Consider the following 1579-nt stretch of genomic DNA (forward strand, 5'->3'; position numbering starts at 1 on the left):
CCATCAACTTAACGTATATTTTTATACAAAATGCGGTCTTTCCACGTAGTTTTTTATTATCTTTTATAGATGTTATAAAAGTAGGCACATCAAATAAACCCTGACGGGTTTCAAATTTTTCGCTATGCTACCTGATGGGCAGAAGTGGTATACTCATACACAACACCTAAAATATCAAAGACTGTTTTTTTCTCATATCTGTGAGATTTTCGTCCGTTTCGCTGTAGGAGGTTAAACAGACGAAGGAGAATCTTTGATAATTCTTGGGTGTTTTTATGTAGTGCTTGATGAAAAAGTAAGAAATAATCTTTAATTATGTACATCGCTTTATATTCACTTAGTTCTTTCTGTTTCTTACGTAACAGGAGTTCTCTCATTTTAAACATAGTAGAAGAACATAATAGGATACTAATGAGTTGTCCATAAAGGTGGCATTCTAATCGCTCTTGTTTAATAGATTTACAACGATGAATTCGAAACCAAGATTTCCATATTTTAAATAACAGCTCAATTTGCCAACGCAGTGAATATAAATCATAGATTTTCTCTTTCGGTACCCATTCCGTAGGAATGTTTGTCATATATACCGTAATTCCTTGTAAAAGTTTCGTACGCTCTGTATATGTAATCCCTTTTTTCTTTTCACGAATAGCTCGATCATGTAGACGTTTCTGTTTTTGCTCCTCTGTACATCTATAAACCACAATGCGAGTGGGTAGTTTGTCTTTGCTCCCTACATATACATCATGTAATTCATACACTTGGCCAGGTTGTAATTGGTTCATGATGTCTTCCAAATGAATTTGTATATATACCGGTCTCAATTGAGCAGGTTTTGTTTTAAATACCACTGTTTCGAATTCTTTTCTATATATTTTAGTTGGTAATTTAAGACGCGATAAATAATACCCTTCCTTATCTTGGATCGATTTAAAGTCTTGTAAACGAAAATACCCTAAGTCACGAATATATAGTTCATTCTTTTGTGTCATGTCCATTCGAGTCGCCCCATATGCCTGATCACTTCGTTTTCCTGGTTCAATTTTCACATCAGAAAACTCTCCACTCAACAAGTCATACTCTAATTGAATTTTCACACCAGCTGTATGACTACAGCCTCCGGCACCAGGATAAGTAGCTGCGAATCGATCTGGAACTTGAAAGGTTGTAGAATCAAGGATGCGAATCCGCTCAAAGTAAGCAGAAAGAGAATGAGAAATTGTAGATGATCCTCCAATTTTAGCTTGTAGAAGTGTAGTAAATACATTTCGAAAGAAGGCTACAGAAGCCGAGTTAAATCGTCGATTCAGTCCCTCAGGACTTAATAAAATTCCTGTTGAAGTTTCTAATTGACTACAAAGTTGAGTAAGAGAGGTTGTAGCGATTTGTTGATTTAACCATACACACAAAGATAAAAAATGGTGCCCATGGCACTTACGTTTTCGTTTCATTCCACCTGCTTCTATAGCTAATTGATTAAGTGTAGCGGGAGACATATATCGATATAACTCTTCGGCAAATAAAGACAGCTCTTGTTTTTGATGCATATTCATAAAAAGCACGTCACCCTTTCTCATTA

Annotated in this window: 1 protein-coding gene; it reads right to left on the minus strand. The window is 35.5% G+C overall.

Annotated elements, in window-relative coordinates:
• Positions 1-122: 122 nt before the first annotated feature.
• Positions 123-1553, minus strand: coding sequence for an IS4-like element ISBce2 family transposase (locus MR071_RS24935; protein WP_080019313.1), 1431 nt, complete (start codon positions 1551-1553; stop codon positions 123-125).
• Positions 1554-1579: the final 26 nt, after the last annotated feature.

The sequence above is a fragment of the Bacillus cereus group sp. BfR-BA-01316 genome (genome assembly GCF_022664195.1).
Classification (GTDB): Bacteria; Bacillota; Bacilli; order Bacillales; family Bacillaceae_G; genus Bacillus_A.

What these genes read in the sequence shown, in the direction of transcription:
- MR071_RS24935 (WP_080019313.1), bottom strand. Translation starts at nt 1,553, where the DNA reads ATGAATATGCATCAAAAACAAGAGCTGTCTTTATTTGCCGAAGAGTTA.